We start from the raw sequence: 14,693 nt of genomic DNA on the forward strand, positions 1-14,693 counted from the left end.
CCTACTGCTGATCTGATGAGCGGGTTTGCAACGGCCTGCGCGCACACATCCAGCGTGACCGCATCAACTTAACATCGAAGGCCACGCGATGCAGTCGCCCAGCACGGCCGGATGCCCGCGTAATCGACACCGTCCACAACGCAAGAGCCCAGCGCACCAGGCCGTCAGGGGCCGAGGCTTCCCATCAGCCGACCAGGCAGCGAGAGTGGGTGATGTGAAGGTTTACATCACCGGGGCGCGCCCAACCGTTCCTGTCCAGGTTCGGCGTCACTTCTTCGCACTTGCGGCCGCGGCGGCATCGGCTACCCGCCGAGGAGTACCGACAGGGTGATTACTGAGCGGTTCGTGGTCTGGTGCGAGGTATCCGGGACCACGTTCTCGACTTGAAACAGCAACGCCGACACTGCTTTTGCGTCAACGAGGACCCGAACGCACTGTGTCACTGGACATTCAAGTTAATGTGAAAATGCCGTCGTCAACGACGGGGTGGAATTGCCCCTACCGACGCGTGGGCGTTCGTGCTCCTTCTAGCTCGGGGGCGAGTAGCTGTAGAAGATAACCTCCAGTGCGCCGTCTCCGATTTTTCCCGGAGAAGTGAACACTAGTTTGCCGCCGCGAGCGACAGGTTCTGTGCCGGACCTGTCGAGTGTTAGCCCCCGCGGATAGAGGGTCACTGTGTTGTGTGCTCAATACGGATGACGTTGGACACCCCCGACTACTGATTGCCTAGGTCGGTGATTCAACTGTCACGGGAGTCGTGGTCTCCCATTCGCGGCAGTTTATTGGTCCCCGCCGGATGTGGGTCGTGCGTTGAGTTCGCCACGGTCGGTGGTCTTCTCGGGCGGCTCATGTTGCCCGAGGCTGCCGCGGAGGGAGTCGTAGATCGCCACGCCCTGACCAACCAGGCCGGTGGCCAATTCGCCGAGCCCGTCGGCACCGTTGAGGACGGTCAGGTTCGCCCCCGACAATCCTTGGGCGGCCTGCTTGACGATCTCGGGGAGCTGGTCGATCAACAGCCGATCGAGCGCGACCCGGTTGTGCGAAGCTGCCGCTTCGGCTTGGATTTTCATCTTCTCCGCGTCGGCTAACGCCAGGATCCGCACTCGCTCGGCTTCTGCCTCGGCAGGCTTGACCACCTCCGAAACCAGCTCCTGTTGTCGAAGCTCAGCGGCTCGCTGTGCCAGCTCCGTTTGCATTGCGAGCACTTCCCGTTGTGCCTGCGCCTGCGCCAACGGTCCTGCCTGCGCCGCTTCGGCCTGAGCCTTGTCGACCTCAGCCTTGTACTGGGCCTGCACGATTGCCGTCTGCCGGGCGTACTGAGCTTGGTTGCGTTGTGATTCCTGCTCGGCCTCCGCGGCTGCCTGGTTTGCCCTTGCCTGGGCGATCTGGGCTTGCTGTTGGATCGCGGCGTTGTGTGGAGCGGACATCGCGCGGATGTAGCCGAGGGAGCCGTCGTCGATGGACTGGATCTGTAGGGCGTCGACGGTCAACCCGATTTTGACCATCTCTTCCTTTGATCCGTCGAGTACTTCTGTCGCCAGTTTCTGGCGTTCCTTGATGATCTGCTCCACGGTCATCGATCCGATGATCGAGCGCAGATGTCCGGCGAAGATCCGACCGGTGAGCACAGACATCTGGTCCTGGTCGGAGAGGAAGCGTTGACCTGCGCTGATGATGCTCTCGGTGTCATTGCCTACTTTGAAGGCAATGACCGCGCGCACGTTGAGGCTGATCCCTTGTTGGGTGACGCAGGTTTCCTCCACCTCGGCTTCGCACATCGCAAGTGTGAGAAACCGGACCTTGCGCAGCAGCGGCATGATGTAGGCGCCGTGACCGGTCACTACACGGAACGGTGCGTCCCCTTTGCTTCTGCCTCCGGAGATCAGCATCGCCTCATCCGGCGCAGGCACTCTGTAGCCGAACATGTTTTGGCTCCTCACATTTCACATTGTGCTACGGCGAATTGATCGTCAGTCCTAGCCCGGGCCAGGGTTCGACCTGCAGTGTCCGTGCGCCGCGGATGTCGATCACCAATACCTCGGTGCCCTTCGGTAACGGATCGTCCGACCACGCGAGGTACGACTCTTTCGACCCGCGCACCGCCACCAGCACCTCACCGGCTCCGGCTGATCCGCGGGTCGCCACAACCAACGAACCGATACAGCCGATTACCGAAAAGTCACCCACCCCTTGAATGGTCCTCCGATTGAGCCCGTCGCGCATTCGGCTGTACGGGTCTATCGCGTTAAAGGTATTTCGGCCGGTTTCCATCAGTAAGTTTCCGACCTGGGCCAACGATCGGCGAACGTGATCGCAAACGCGTTCAGAGCAGGCTTCCACGTCACTGTCCATCGTGCCTGACCCTTGCCTGTCGGGTTGAGTGAGCGCGTCACCAAATACAAGCATTTCAGCGCAGTCACCCCGGTGGGGAAATGGTCACGCGCTGTCACCGACCTCCGATAGCGGGCATTGAGGGACTCAATCGCGTTGGTGGAGCACAGGACTCGCCTTGTCTTGATGTCGTAATCGAGGAACGGGATGAATTCCTGCCAGGCGTTGGTCCGGCACTGTCAAGTTGTTGAGATCGCCTGATCTGGGATGATGCGTCGCCCATGGACCAGCACGAAGGACGCTCGGCGATCGTCGTCGCAACCACGCTGCAGGGGGAACGTGACACCTCAGGGGTGGTTCGCGCCGTGATCTGCGAACTCGGCAAAGCTCCCCACCTGGTCAACGTCCGGATCGAGGGCGCGGGCGAGCCAGAGTTCGTACCAGTCGAGGAACGTCAGCGGCTCGCGGGTGTCCGGGTGAAGCACCGGCAGCGCGGCGGCGTGCTCGTAGCTGTGCCACCACACCTGCCCCGCGGCCGGGCCGCGCAGGATCAGGAGGTCGTACATGCCGCATCCCTCGTCCGCGAGAAATGTCGCGCCTCGGTGGATCCGGCCGATGTTCTCCGACCACTGGAACTCGGAGTCCTCGGCGGCGGACGGGCAGGGTCGCTCGGCGGTGAAGGGGAAGTCCGCGGCGTAGTCGATCGCGGCGTCCTCGGCCTCCTGCACCAGCGGGAGAAGTCCGAGCATCGGTCCGGCTCCGCCGTCGCCCACCCGGGTGATCCACTCGAAGTAGTCGGCCGGAAGGCCGACACCGAGCCGGTTCTCGAATGCCGCGAGCACGTCCGGGTCTGCGGGAGCAGCATGCTCGTAGCGATGCACGGCTGCCCCGTGAATGCGGCATTTGTAGCCGATGACCTCCCGGTCGCCGAGCGAGACGATAGTGGTCTTCAGATCGGCTGCTCGCAGTCGGTCGAGGCCGGTCAGGATCTCGGCGATCCGGTGCAGGTGCGTTTTCGCGTGTTTCATGCTCACATCCTGATGGATGCGACGACTTGTCTCCAGGTTCGGTGACACACCTACATTGTCGGGCGCGTCCGAAACGCCCGACCCCGGTCAAAGTGCGCAGGCGCGTCCTGTCAATCTTCGCTGCAACTCGACAGACCGTCAGTCGACAATGAACGCAACGGCGCCACCTTCATCCCGAGGAGCCGACGACATGACCTGGTTGGATGCACTCACGCGCCGCCGCGACGAACGAGAGCTCTCACATACATGTGGCGGCGGTCGACTGTCGCGAATCTGCTGTGGTTCCAAGCGACAGCAACGTTGAGCTGCCTGGCCGGCGAAGGTAACGCTGTCATCGTTCTCGGGATCGATGGATCTCTCGCGCTCCTCGGGCTTTTCGTGCGTGTGGCACCAGAGAGGTACTTCCGAGGTATTGGGGCCAAACAATCCTGACGATATTCCGAGGCCGATGATGCAAGCCGCGAAACAGATACACTGATCGAACAACTGCCTGGTCAACACTGATATATCCGGGATGAAGGGAGCGCAAATGTCCGCAGTCCTGTCGAAAGTCGTCCGGAAGAAACTCGTACACGAAGCGGTCCTGGACAAGATCGACCGCGAACACCTCTCGATCAACACCGACAAGGTACGCGCCAGATTGCAGACCAACCGTGAGCACGTTCACGGGAACATGCTCCGCAAGTGCCTGGACCAGTGGGAACGCATCATCGCGGACAACGACATCGACACCGTTCGCAAGATCAGCGTCTCCGATACCGAGACCGACCGCGAGATGCGAAATATGTCGCCCCTGTCGGTGTTGTTGAGCGAGAGCGAACGACTGCGCGTACTCGACCTTCTCGTCCAGAGAACTCGCGAGTGAACCGCAGCGACCTCGAGAAAGCGGTTATCGCTGCGTGCGGGTGGGTGGAGGAGTCGCAGGTGGTGATCTTCGGGTCTGAAATCGGTACTCGGAAGCTATGGCGAAGCCTCGTTGCCGGAAGAAGCTACACGTTCGATGGAAGTCGACATGACTCCTGCCAGTGCTTTCGCGACCGGCGCCGATGTCACGGAGAAGGTGAGCACGCTCAACGTCTGGGTAGGGGAGGACTCGCCGTTTCACCTTCTCCACGGGGTTTACGTCGAGGGGATCCGCCGGGAAATCGTGGTACTTCCCGCGGCTGGGAAAATAGGCTCGTCACCTTCACTGCCACCGGAACCGGCACCGATCAAAACTACGGGCGCACAGGACTGTGCCTGCGCCCGATCGACCTGTGTGTCTCGAAACTGATTGCAGGCCGGGAGAAAGACCGCGAGTTTGTCGGAGCGTTGATCCGCGACAACATCATTGACCCTGCCGACGTTCTCGATCGGATCGACAAAGCCGGTATCGACTGGTCGAGCGGCTATCCCGACAACCGCGATCTTGCCGTCTCTCGTGCGTGGAGCTGGTGGCAGCAGAGGCCGCACCGGCCCCGAACACCGCGACAGCGCCGGTAGCTATTCCCTCCCGATCGAGAACGCGAGTAGCCGTCTCCACGATGCGGTCGATGTCTATCGACCGGTCGGCGCTTTCGGAGATGGGTGATTGTCATCGAAGCGCTTGCAGTTGAGTTTCCCGACGCAAGAGCGGATGGGATTATCTGATTAGTTGTCTATCGTCCCAGTTTTCGGGACGTTCTGATCGTCGTTCAACCCACCCCATTGCGTCCAGTGTCGTCATTACGGCGCCTCCTCGCTGAGCGACACGAGGCTGGAGTGTCTGTCGGTTCTCTGTATCAATATTTCCCGGACAAGCACGCCATCATCCACGCGATGGCTCTCCGTGCCGTCGCAGACCTATTACGCGCGTAAACGTGCGGAAGGGAAACGGCACACCCAAGCTGTTCTTGCTCTCGCACGGCGGCGGTTAAATGTGTTGTGGGCGATGCTCCGCGACAACGCGGTCTTTCGGCCGGAGCCGACTGCCGCATTGGCCGCGTGAGATGGCAGCACGCCGGAGTTCTGGCTGCGCACCCTCGACAGAGCACGGCGTTGAGGCACGATGGTCGAATGGCCGTTTCTCAGAACACCTTCGCGCGGGCAACAGGTGCTGTCGCCGTGGCGACCGCAGCGAGTCGCGCGACCGGCTTCATCCGCACTCTCGCGTTGGCGGCGATACTGGGCGCAGCGGCGGTCGGCGACGCGTACAACGGCGCGAACAGCATGCCGAACATGGTGTACGAACTGCTCCTCGGCGGGGTGATGAGCAGTGTCCTCATTCCTGTGCTGGCAAGGGCACGACTCCGCGGGCGAACCTATTCGCGGATATTCACCCAACGCCTGCTGGTGGCGGCAGTTCTCGGTGCCGCGGTCGTCACCGCGATAGCGGTGGCGTGCGCCCCGTTGCTCGTCGCTGCGTTGGTCTCGGATGCGGAGCAGTCACAGTTGGCGACCGTGCTGGCGTACCTGCTGTTGCCGGAGATCTTCTTCTACGCGATCGCTGCGACCGTGACGGCCGTACTGAACGTGCGTGAGAGCTATGCGCCGGCAGCATGGGCGTCGGTGGTCAACAACCTGATCGTGCTCACGACGGTCGGAGTTTTCGCGGCGATACCGGGTCCAGTGACGTTGCTGCCGTCGACGATGACCACCGCACAGGTGCTCGTCTTGGGTTTCGGGACAACGCTCGGGATCGTGGGGCAGGCCGTGTGGACGGTGGCAGCGTTGCGGCGTACCGGATTCCGGTGGAGTTGGCGGGTGCGACCGGTGCCGTACACGTGGCGACCAGTCCGCGTCGGTGCGAGGTTGCTCGGCTGGGTGCTGCTGTACGTCGCGATCAGCCAGGTAGGTGTCGCAGTCGTACTCAGAGTCGCATTCAGCTACGGCGGAGTCTCGACCTATACGTACGCCGACCTTCTGTTCCAGGTGCCGTACGGCATCCTCGGGGTGTCCTTGCTGACCGTGCTCATGCCGCGTATCTCCCGTGCTGTGGCGCTCGGGGACCGTGATGCTCTGGTCGCCGACATGGGCCGCGCCGCCCGGTACTCGGTGATCGCTCTGGTCCCTGCTGCTGTCGCGATGATTCTCCTCGGGCCGATGCTGACCGCGGTGATGTTCGTCGGGCGCGTCGATGTCGATGCCGCGCACCTCATCGGTCTCGCGCTGGCGCTTTCGGCGTTCGGGCTTCCCCCGTTCGCGCTGGTCATGCTGCAACTGCGTGTCTTCTACGCGGGTAACGACATGCGTACGCCGGCATTGATCAACGCCGGCATGGTGGCCACGAAGATCGCCGTTATTGCGCTTGGTGTCGCCTGTCTTCCAGATCGGGCGGTTGTGGTGATGTTGCCGGTCGCGAGTTCACTGTCCTACATCGTCGGCGCCGTCACCGGGCATCTGGTGTTGCGTCACCGCTACGGCCTACTCGGCTTCCACGCTGTACTCGAGACGTTCTCGCGGGTGTTGTGGGCGTCGATAGCCGCCGGCGTGGTCTGTGTCGTCGCAGTCGGGGTTCTGCATCAGCTGATCAACAATCCTCGCGCGGCCGCGGCAGCAACACTGGCGGCGATGCTCGTTCTCGGAGCACCGACCTTCCTTGTAGCCGCCCAGAAGATCGGCATCCCTGAAGTCCGCAACGCCAAAGCCTTGCTCAATCGATAAACACGCAGCGGATAAAGGAAACGGTTCTTCCGTGAGAAAACGATGTCATGAACTCGTGCGAGTTCATGACATCGTCTGCCGCAGTTCGTACGTCACCCGGATGCGGTAGCTAGTTGCAACTGTGAGTAGTCGATCGGTGCGACGTCCGGCTACCGAAATCGCGGAGCAGGACGACTCCAACAAATGGACTGCAGTGGTTGACGTATCTGGGTCCTCCCCGGGGTTCGATCGAGTCCTACAGACCTGCGTAGCCTTCGGCTTCGGTCAAATCGGAACGGCCTGCGGCCGTGCTTGACAAATCCTATTGAGATTCCTTTCTGTCCTTCCGATCCTGATCGACGGCGGTCCCGGCGCAACCCCTGGCGGCTTCGCCGGCCTACGGCTCAGAAAACTTTTCAAAGACGCTTCGCTGAAAACTTTTCTGCCCAAGCATTGCGCCGAGCTCTCATACCGCCGATCCGGAGCTCCATGTCAGAACGGAAAAAAATGTCAGGGTCACCACGGGGGACCGGACGCGACGGAAAGGTCACCATGAGCACCAGCGCCGAATACACCGCAGCCGATTACCGCGCAGACACGATTCGCTACGCAGGGCCGTTCTGCTCCTGCGGGGATTACTCCTGCCCTCGAATGGACGACAGTGCCGCGAAGAGCGTCAACCGAGACGATTACTGATCCGCGAAACGGCACACGAACTAAACCCCAACCCAACGGAGGAACCATGAGCGGCACACAGGATTTCGTGATCGACGGAGTCATCACCCGCAGCCCCGACGATGCCCGCGCACTGCTGGCACACGAAACCACAATCGAACGAAAGGGAACCCCAATGAACATCGCAATCATCAACCTCGAGGAAACCACAACGCCCGTCCTTACCGAGCAGCAGCGCCGCGAACGCGCCCGGACTCTCGCCATCTGGGCAGCCGGTCAACTCGACAGGGCCAACGCACTCGCCCCCGGAGTGAACCACGACGGCCACCTCTATAACGCAGCTAAAGCACTCGAAGACGCGTCCGCGCTGCTCGCAGCATGAGCAACAACACCGACCCTGCCGAAAGGAACGACCATGTACGACCTACACCACATTTGTGAGAAAGCGGATGCATGGGCGAAGTTGTTCGAGACACCGGAATACACCGAAAGCGTTGCCACGCACAGCACTTGCGGAGAAGTCGATCGAATCGTCGATCTGCTCATCGTACTCGACTACCACGGCCACGCAGCCGCGTTGATGGATCAGCACATCGTGGCCGATAGCTGCCGAGATCGTCACCCGAACGCCGACCAGGTGACCGGCGCACTAGCCACCCTCTGACCGAAAACCGTACGGAAACAACACAACACCGGGCAGCTGATATCTGCCCGGTGTCGTGTTCTGAAGTCTACGAGAGGTAACACGATGACCGCAACACACACCCCCACGGCCGAGAACACCACCGCCGAAATCGAAGTCGCTCAACTGCACCCCGACGCTCTCGAGATCGGCGAGAACGTCCGCGACACCGTCGATCTGTCGCAAACCCGCGACTTCGTCGAATCCATCCGCGAAAACGGAGCACTGGAAGCGATCAGCGCCGTCCGGACCGCAGACGGAACGATCGTCGTCCGGGACGGGCAGCGCCGCACCTTCCCCAGAAAGTAGTGGTGTTGTGTCGGCGTGAGTTGGCGGACGAGTCGCAATTCCCCGGCCGCGACCAGCGGGCGTGCGAATCCCGGCCGGGCCGGTTTCAGCCCAGGTCGAGTTCGGATGCGGTGGCCAGGTATTCGATCTGCTCCAACGTCACCGGCACGGCGGAACCCCCGATGGGGGGTGCTGATGATGACCTGTTGGCTGGAGGGGAGGGTGATCGAGAAGTAGGCGCTGCCGTGAGCGGTGTAGGTCCCGCGGGTGACGGTGGACCCGTCTGCTGACACGGCCGTGATGCGGTTCGGGTCGATCTCGTTCAGGTACTCATCCTGCGGAAAGGGTGCGGATCGGCACTGACGACAGCGATGTCCAGGCGTCCTGCCCCGGCGGCCGATGCCACGGGGCTTTGGCCGGTGTCAGCTGTTGTGGGTGTTCGGCCAACCGTTGATGGCGTGCTTACTGCGAACGGTTGCGAGTGCATCCGGGGAAATTGACAATCGTCACCGGGCGGGCATGCGGGACCGATTCCGGTCACGAAGTTCCTGCCACGTCGTACTGGTGGTCACCCGTTTTGGGGGATGCGCCCGAAGCCGCGGATGCCGAGGCTGGAAGCCGGACAACAAATGTGAGACGGCGGCGCCACCCGGCTCGTCGAATGTTCCTGCACATCGAGTTTCGACCTCACGGCTTCGGCTTCGGCATCGAAAGCGTTCCGGCGGTCGAGCTCCCGAGGGAGGCACCGTTCTCGCAGGTATTGCAGAGATCGGGCGTCGCCCTCCCGCTATACGGATAGCGCCTCGCCGGGGGGCAAACTCGTCCGCCATCCCGAACTCATTGGAGAAAACCATGGCCCTCGATACATTCGCCCTGCTTGCGGCGACCTACGACTCGCAGGACGCCGCCATCGCCGACTACGACGCCGTGCACGACCTCTACGCCGCGAGAGACCTGATCGACACCTACGACGCGGCCGTCATCACCAGAACGGACAAGGGCAAGGTCAAGATCGTCAAGAAGCATGAGCAGCCGACCCGGCAGGGTGCCTGGGGTGGGCTCGGCATCGGCCTGGTCGGGGGCGCACTGGTTGCCCTGTTCCCGGCCGTCGGGATCGGGGCCGGACTGTTGTTGGGTGGTGCCGGCGGCGCCGGTCTCGGGGCCCTCGGCGGGCACGTCGCGGCCGGAATGAGCCGCTCCGACCTCAAGGAGGTCGGTGAGCTGCTCGACGAGGGCGACAGCGGGCTGATCGTCGTCGCGGCGACGGACCTCGAGGCGCATGTCGAGAAGGCGCTCGAACGCGCCTCCAAGGTGACCAAGAAGCAGCTCGCGGCGGACACCGAGCAGGTCAGCAAGGAGATCGACGAGGCATCCAAGTCCTGAGAAGTGCACCGACGTGCACGGTCCGGCGGTCGGTCCGTCCTCGTTGGGTGTGCTCACCCGAAACGGGTGACAACCGGTGCGCTGCCCGGGTGTGAGACCGGACTCGTGTGTGACAACGCCAGATATGTGGCGGAGAGGATGAGGAACAGGCGATGACCGGCCCCGAGGCCTTCGATCGCGCGCAGCTGGGGCCGTGGGGGGCGCAGGATCCGGCGGATCTGCCCACACCAGCACGGCGAGGAGGACACCGCCGGTCACCACCCGGATGGGGGTGTCTTTTTCGAGGTAGTTCCTGGCCGGCACCAGGTGGTAGATACCGCCGAGCAGCGTCCAGGTCGAGGCGACCGCCAGCGTGGCGCGCACGGCCCGCCGTCGTCGGCGGTGATCGGGTTCGGCCAGACGTCACCACAGGTCTCAGCCCGGATTGGTTGGTTGCCGGTGATCGGTGGCGAGGATGTACACGCTGACCGCGATCACCCACGCCGGGAAGACCAGCACAGCCCAGATACTGAAGCTGACAACCAGCAACAGGCTCAGTGCGAGCAGGTACGTGATGATCACCAACCATCGCGGCATCAGCCCGGTGCGCAGCCACATCGTGGCCAGCGAGATCATGAACACCGCGGCCATCCGTATCGCGTAGACGTTGTTGATGTGCAGCGTCACCTCCCGCCCGAAGTAGACGATGTCGTCCTGGGGAACGTTCGCGTTCCGGGAGACGGCCAGGAGCCCGCCCGCGATGGCCATCGACACGAACGTCATGGCGAGAAACAGCAGCCCGCTGCCCAGGAAGACGGTCGAGAAGAAGCGGTCCTCGAGGTCGCCGAACCGGTCGCGGAGGACCCCGATGAACCACAGGAACGCGATGCCCGCGATGGGGGCGAGGAACAGGGCGGTGGTGATCTTCGAGCCGCCGCGTACCCAGGGCGCCGCGGTGGTGGCGGGGACCGCCGTGGCCAGCAGGATGATGCTGGTGGCGAAGAGCACCCCGAAGATGATGCCCGCGATCGCCGCGGACCGCGGCGTCCGCAGCGGCTGGAACTGGACCCTGCTGCGCGGATCGGCCATGGGTTCAATCATGACCGAATGAGGGTGCGGGAACCAGCAGGCAGTTCCCCTGCCGTGCACCGCGATGCAGCGGCAACCGGCGCACGGCCGATGCCCGGTAGCCCCCGGCGCCGCCGCGTGTTGGCGCTCTGTCGCCGTAATCGGCCGTCGTCAAGGGCGATGAACCATATGTTCCCGGACGGTGATTCGCTGTTGCCGACGAAGCTATCTGGTAGCCGGGCGACGGCGGAAGTGTCGGCGAATGGTCGCACCGACAACCGCTTCCCGGCGGTCGCGGGCACCTCCGCGACCTACCGACGCGAGCACCCCGACCCCGGCAACAACACCCGGTTACCCCGTGGCAGCCGGTTGCCTGGTGGAACAGCGGTCAGAAGACGACGGTGACGAGCGTCCTGATAATCACCAGGACGGCAAAGATGGCGAACACACCGATACCGGCGATCCAGGCTCGGAAAACGTGTTTCAGCGGGAGTTTGCCGACCAAACCGGCGTCCAGGTCCGGGATGGCCGGCTGCGCCCTCGAGAACGCTGCACCGTGCGCGACCCACTCGCCGGCGCCCAGTTCCTGCTGCTCGAAGCGCTCCAACCACTGCGTATCCATGAGCAGGGCGCGGCAGTGACTCACCATGAGCCCGTGCGAGAGCAGCGACAAGGTCAGCGCGAGTGACGCGGCGGCGATCCGGCCAGCAGGGGTGTTGTTCTGGTTCAGCGCGATATTGAACAGGAACGCTTGCGCGGTCAGGCTGAGCGCCGGCGCCTGCCAGAGCAGCCTCTCGTAGTGCATCCGCCGGTTCGCCACGGCTCGGTACAACTCCTCGAAATGAGGTCGAAACTGCGGAGGAGGATCGGTCACAATGCCACCCCCGTCACACGGTCTCGTCGCCACCACCCACACCGGGAACACCAGAGCCACCCGCGGTCAGGTGTATTCGACGCGCATGGTGTCGATCTGGCCGGTGAACGGGAACGGGGCCCGGTCGGCGTAGTCGAGGGACACCGGGGAGCCGAGGCAGCTGCCGATGTCGAGGCATTCGTTGGCGGTGAAGATCAGCGGCACGCTGATCGGGACGACACCGTCGGCGACCTGTTCGCCGTCGACGCAGACGGTGACGTGCAGCGTGTCGCGTTTTCAGTTGCTCTCGGACGCCCAGTGGTCGTTGATCGAGGGGATGCTCCCGAAACCGACGGGACGCCCGGGCCGGAAGGGAGTGGCCGCGACTTACAATCGCGGTGAGGGCGAAGCGCCAGGCCGAGATTCCGGCACCGGGGTGAGGGAGGGGTCAGGATGTTCGGCAGGATGTTCGGTTCGGAGAAGAAGCTCGACGATCTGATGGCGCAGCTCAGGCCCGACCTGAGTCGGGAATCGCTCGGCGTCGGGCCCGACTTCCCGGGCGTCGCCCCGAACCCGTTCATGAGCAGTAGTGCATTGAAGCGCATTGCGGAACTGCGTACGGGGGCGCTTGCGCTCGGCGTTCTCGTCGACTGGCGGGAGGTCAACGGCAATCCACGCGTGGTCCTGATGTTCGACGTGGAGACCGCCGACGGCATCTCGTTCCGCGGTATCGCAGACGAAAGCCTCACGATCACCGAGCTCACCCGGCTCGCCCCAGGACAGACGTTGCCCGTGCGCTACCGGCCGGCCGTCATGGACCACTACGTCGCGCTTGCCCGGGACGTGGACCCCGCCGATGTGCAGCAGCTCTCTGACGAGATCGCGAGCCGCAAGCGGACCTGACCCGAGGCTCGACGCCGCCGATTACAAGAGCCGCAACGTGATCGAGCACCGGTTCTGCCACACCAAGCAATGGCGAGGCCTCGACACCCGCTACGACAAACACGCGATCGTCTACCGCGCTGCCGTTCTCATCCACGCCGAAATCGCATGGATCCACGCTTTGTCAGATACGCCCTAGGCCAGGCAACTACCGAACGTACAAAAGGGCCGGTAAGCAATGCGCTCACCGGCCCTACGAGTGCAAGATCGACCTATATCACCAGCTCTGGACGATATCGATAGTGCTGTCCCAGATCGCGGGGTTGTTGACCGTGAAGGCGACCTCGCCGCGATGGCCCGCGGACTCGTCCACCAGTTGACCGATGGTGGCGTGGACGACGTTGTCGGGAGTGTTGTAGATCGACCCCTTGCCGAGGTACACACCCCAGTATTCGTGGGGGATGCCCTCGAGGAAATCGGCGGTGTTGGTGTCGGCGAGGAAGCGCGTTTCGTTCTGATCGAACGTGACGCCGACGAAGCCGTCGCCGTTATACGGAGTGGCAGCAGATGCCGCACCGGCCCCGAAAACTGCGACAGCACCGGCGGCAATCGGAATCATCAACGCGGCTACGGCCATACGTGAACGGGACATGGAGACCTCCTGTGACGAGAAGGCTGCGCCACCGCAGCCTCACTTGGATGTGATTGACGGTATCGCATATCTCGATAACCGAACATTTGCGACAAGGTGACCCCAGTCACGTTCGCTGCGCAGAAGGTTGCAGAATTGGCGGCGCTAGCACTGTGTGACTAGGCATGCGGTGGAGCCGGAGCGAAGTTTCCCCTATCGGCGCCTTGTGTTGTCTCGATGTGGCACCCATTCAGTGAATGCCGGGCATTCAACCCGGCCGGTCGGATCATCTTCGCAGGTGCCGGTCCTTGTCGGTGAATTGCCGCCGACTCTTGGAATTTTGGCAGGTTTTTCACCGAACTATTCGGCACGGAGTGCTCGACAAATTCGGTCGGCCGTGGACGTGACGGCTCGATCGACGGGGCGAGTGTCAGTTTTAGAAGACGACTGCACTTTTCAGAAGACGACTGCACGCTCAGTGGAAGCTCAAGCACTTCGAACTCTTCGGCCTGCTGAACTCATCGAGTCCGGGGGATTGATTGGGTTCTTGTTTATGGCAGCTTGAGTCGAGACCACCGTTAGAACTTGCCCCACCCTGCCGGACCTGAATGAGATCGAAATATTCAGTGCTCCTATCGAAGTCGCCATGGGAATTCGAGCAGTGGCATTCGGACTCATGGTCCGTCCTGCTGTCCGAGTAGCAGACGCTACATCGTCTCGGACGTGCCGCAGGTGGGGCAGTAGATCCGGCTGAGCGTGCAGTCATTGGCACACGGGCTCCAGTCACTGCAGCGGTGACACTCCTCGCCGTTGCGCTCGGCCGCAGCGGGGTCCCAACACTTGTTGCAGCGCCAGAAACCACTACTTCGCTTGAGAGCAACGTCCATATCGTTCCAGAGGAAGTGGAAGTCGCCTTTCACCTGGTACCCGCCACCGACCGTTTTCACGGTGCCTGGATGGAGGATCCGCGAGTCGTAGTCAGCTGTCATCCGGTTTACGTGTGCTCGTTGCTCACGGTGCTTGATCAACGCATCCTCCAGATCGGCCTCATCGACCATCCACCGCCGTCCCTGCTTGACTGCGTCGATGTGGTCTTCGCCGAGCAAGACTTTTCCGTCGCGGGTCGCCTGTTTCCGGTGCCAGCCGTAGGCGTTGCTTGGAGCGCCAGGCTCACGCTTGAAGTGATCTACGGCGTCGGAGAGAGGTATGTGCACGATTCGACCGTACTGCCGGGTCAAGCTTTTCATTTCCACGCCTTGCCAATGGTGTACGCGCATCGCACTCTCCTGAATT

At 62.6% G+C, this 14,693-nt stretch carries 18 protein-coding genes and 3 pseudogenes; 11 read left to right on the top strand and 10 right to left on the bottom strand.

Annotated features, from left to right (window positions below; genetic code table 11):
* Window positions 1-779: 779 nt before the first annotated feature.
* From BDB13_RS30325 to BDB13_RS30340, 4 genes and pseudogenes are all read right to left on the bottom strand, one after another.
* The gene (locus BDB13_RS30325) at window positions 780-1,925 is read right to left on the bottom strand and encodes an SPFH domain-containing protein (protein ID WP_094275689.1); all 1,146 of its coding nucleotides are present in this window, start codon (window positions 1,923-1,925) and stop codon (window positions 780-782) included.
* 28 nt (window positions 1,926-1,953) lie between these two features.
* Window positions 1,954-2,187, bottom strand: coding sequence for a hypothetical protein (locus BDB13_RS30330; protein WP_094275690.1), 234 nt, complete (start codon window positions 2,185-2,187; stop codon window positions 1,954-1,956).
* Window positions 2,188-2,270: 83 nt separating this feature from the next.
* A pseudogene (locus tag BDB13_RS30335) lies at window positions 2,271-2,558 on the bottom strand (transposase); the annotation flags it as partial.
* Between the two features lie 120 nt (window positions 2,559-2,678).
* Window positions 2,679-3,359 (bottom strand): SMI1/KNR4 family protein, encoded by a 681-nt coding sequence (locus tag BDB13_RS30340; protein WP_141210774.1) that lies wholly within the window; start codon window positions 3,357-3,359, stop codon window positions 2,679-2,681.
* Between the two features lie 529 nt (window positions 3,360-3,888).
* Between BDB13_RS30340 and BDB13_RS30345 the strand changes: the two genes are divergently transcribed.
* The gene (locus BDB13_RS30345; protein ID WP_094275937.1) at window positions 3,889-4,224 is read left to right on the top strand and encodes a hypothetical protein; all 336 of its coding nucleotides are present in this window, start codon (window positions 3,889-3,891) and stop codon (window positions 4,222-4,224) included.
* A 254-nt stretch (window positions 4,225-4,478) separates the two neighbouring features.
* Here BDB13_RS30345 and BDB13_RS31960 read toward each other — a convergent pair whose 3' ends face one another.
* Window positions 4,479-4,811 (bottom strand): hypothetical protein, encoded by a 333-nt coding sequence (locus BDB13_RS31960; protein ID WP_141210775.1) that lies wholly within the window; start codon window positions 4,809-4,811, stop codon window positions 4,479-4,481.
* A 243-nt stretch (window positions 4,812-5,054) separates the two neighbouring features.
* On the opposite strand from BDB13_RS31960, the gene BDB13_RS30355 reads away from it, so the two are divergent.
* The 8 genes and pseudogenes from BDB13_RS30355 (at window position 5,055) to BDB13_RS30390 (ending at window position 9,987) form a co-directional block, all read left to right on the top strand.
* Window positions 5,055-5,195: a TetR family transcriptional regulator gene (locus BDB13_RS30355; protein ID WP_369597484.1), complete on the top strand. Its 141-nt coding sequence runs from the start codon at window positions 5,055-5,057 to the stop codon at window positions 5,193-5,195.
* Window positions 5,173-5,325: pseudogene (locus BDB13_RS31965) on the top strand (IS110 family transposase); the annotation flags it as partial. The gene BDB13_RS30355 and the pseudogene BDB13_RS31965, both read left to right, overlap by 23 nt.
* A gap of 68 nt (window positions 5,326-5,393) precedes the next feature.
* Window positions 5,394-6,980, top strand: coding sequence for a murein biosynthesis integral membrane protein MurJ (gene murJ / locus BDB13_RS30360; RefSeq protein ID WP_094275694.1), 1,587 nt, complete (start codon window positions 5,394-5,396; stop codon window positions 6,978-6,980).
* Window positions 6,981-7,511: 531 nt separating this feature from the next.
* Entirely contained in the window at window positions 7,512-7,655 is a 144-nt protein-coding gene (locus BDB13_RS32520; protein WP_176459814.1) for a hypothetical protein, read from the top strand.
* Between the two features lie 46 nt (window positions 7,656-7,701).
* On the top strand, window positions 7,702-8,016 hold the full coding sequence (locus tag BDB13_RS30365) for a hypothetical protein (protein ID WP_094275695.1): 315 nt from the start codon (window positions 7,702-7,704) through the stop codon (window positions 8,014-8,016).
* 33 nt (window positions 8,017-8,049) lie between these two features.
* On the top strand, window positions 8,050-8,298 hold the full coding sequence (locus BDB13_RS30370) for a hypothetical protein (RefSeq protein WP_094275696.1): 249 nt from the start codon (window positions 8,050-8,052) through the stop codon (window positions 8,296-8,298).
* Between the two features lie 84 nt (window positions 8,299-8,382).
* Window positions 8,383-8,625, top strand: a complete 243-nt coding sequence (locus BDB13_RS30375; protein ID WP_141210776.1) for a ParB/Srx family N-terminal domain-containing protein — start codon at window positions 8,383-8,385, stop codon at window positions 8,623-8,625.
* An 831-nt stretch (window positions 8,626-9,456) separates the two neighbouring features.
* Window positions 9,457-9,987, top strand: a complete 531-nt coding sequence (locus BDB13_RS30390; protein ID WP_094275698.1) for a DUF1269 domain-containing protein — start codon at window positions 9,457-9,459, stop codon at window positions 9,985-9,987.
* A gap of 414 nt (window positions 9,988-10,401) precedes the next feature.
* On the opposite strand, the gene BDB13_RS30400 is transcribed toward BDB13_RS30390, so the two are convergent.
* The 3 genes and pseudogenes from BDB13_RS30400 to BDB13_RS30410 form a co-directional block, all read right to left on the bottom strand.
* Entirely contained in the window at window positions 10,402-11,055 is a 654-nt protein-coding gene (locus BDB13_RS30400) for a hypothetical protein (RefSeq protein WP_094275699.1), read from the bottom strand.
* Between the two features lie 367 nt (window positions 11,056-11,422).
* A complete protein-coding gene (locus tag BDB13_RS30405; protein WP_254923130.1) occupies window positions 11,423-11,854 on the bottom strand; it encodes a hypothetical protein in 432 nt (143 codons plus the stop codon).
* Between the two features lie 120 nt (window positions 11,855-11,974).
* Window positions 11,975-12,172 (bottom strand): annotated as a pseudogene (locus tag BDB13_RS30410) (hypothetical protein); the annotation flags it as partial.
* 168 nt (window positions 12,173-12,340) lie between these two features.
* On the opposite strand from BDB13_RS30410, the gene BDB13_RS30415 reads away from it, so the two are divergent.
* Entirely contained in the window at window positions 12,341-12,790 is a 450-nt protein-coding gene (locus tag BDB13_RS30415; RefSeq protein WP_254923131.1) for a hypothetical protein, read from the top strand.
* A gap of 37 nt (window positions 12,791-12,827) precedes the next feature.
* Entirely contained in the window at window positions 12,828-12,968 is a 141-nt protein-coding gene (locus BDB13_RS33395; RefSeq protein ID WP_254923132.1) for a hypothetical protein, read from the top strand.
* Between the two features lie 78 nt (window positions 12,969-13,046).
* Here BDB13_RS33395 and BDB13_RS30425 read toward each other — a convergent pair whose 3' ends face one another.
* Window positions 13,047-13,421, bottom strand: coding sequence for a hypothetical protein (locus BDB13_RS30425; protein WP_141210777.1), 375 nt, complete (start codon window positions 13,419-13,421; stop codon window positions 13,047-13,049).
* A gap of 686 nt (window positions 13,422-14,107) precedes the next feature.
* The gene (locus tag BDB13_RS30430) at window positions 14,108-14,647 is read right to left on the bottom strand and encodes a hypothetical protein (protein ID WP_141210778.1); all 540 of its coding nucleotides are present in this window, start codon (window positions 14,645-14,647) and stop codon (window positions 14,108-14,110) included.
* Window positions 14,648-14,693: the final 46 nt, after the last annotated feature.

It is taken from the genome of Rhodococcus sp. OK302 (genome assembly GCF_002245895.1).
Lineage (GTDB): Bacteria > Actinomycetota > Actinomycetes > Mycobacteriales > Mycobacteriaceae > Rhodococcus_F.